The 841-nt window shown below is 33.7% G+C and carries 1 protein-coding gene; it reads right to left on the minus strand.

What is annotated here, in order from left to right:
• Positions 1-119: 119 nt before the first annotated feature.
• Entirely contained in the window at positions 120-704 is a 585-nt protein-coding gene (locus COU51_04485) for an SAM-dependent methyltransferase (protein PIR66316.1), read from the minus strand.
• Between the last annotated feature and the right edge of the window lie 137 nt (positions 705-841).

The raw sequence follows: 841 nt of genomic DNA on the forward strand, positions 1-841 counted from the left end.
CGAGCTGAGCCCCGAACCGTATATCCCTTGTTATGTGTCCCGAGCGTAACGAAGTGAAGCGAGAGCGCAGCGGGGCAAGGATTTCTGAAAGAAATCCGCAGAGTTTTTTGGACGGAAATTTATTTTTCAAGATAATATGTAGCATGCTTGAAAACCAAGAGTGAATAGTTATATTTTACATCAATAAGTTTTAAACCCAATTTTTCGAATGTTTTTTTCCATTGCTTGTCGTCTTTATTGGTATGTGGGTGTCCTGCAAATTCCAAATTAAGTAAGCTATCAAAAAAATAAGTTACATATTTATGAAGCCAGTTAACGTAAATATCCTCTATGATAATGATCTTTTTCGAAACACGTTTTGCTTCATATAAAATTTTTTCGGGTTCAGGAGTATGGTGCAAAACAGTCAATATCAAAGATTTATCAAACCTATTATCATTAAATGGAATCTTGTTTCCATCATAGATAACTGGCTTCATGTTATTTACAAAGCTCAAATTTTGAACATCCAACGGGGTAATTTTATATCCTTTATTGGATAAAATTTCACAAACATTGCAAGTGCCAGAACCAATGTCTAGTATCAGATCCTTTTTGTCCAGAAAAGATTGGATTTTCTTGACCATATCTCTGGCTCTTATATCTCCAGCTTTGTAAATAATTTTCCTGAAAAACTTATTTTTTTGTAAAAATTGAATTAACATATTGTGATTAGGTTAGTATGTATTTAAAAAACATTCGAAAATTTCCGTCCAAAAAATTTCACATAATGGGCGGCGGCTATCCGAAGTGGCTGGACAAAAATAAATTTTTTGGTCAGACATTTAGGATAGCCGTCAGT

It is taken from the genome of Parcubacteria group bacterium CG10_big_fil_rev_8_21_14_0_10_36_14, assembly GCA_002772895.1.
Lineage (GTDB): Bacteria > Patescibacteriota > Patescibacteriia.

Excerpts from the sequence above, each read along its gene's own strand:
- COU51_04485 (PIR66316.1), bottom strand. The coding sequence starts at position 704 with ATGTTAATTCAATTTTTACAAAAAAATAAGTTTTTCAGGAAAATTATT.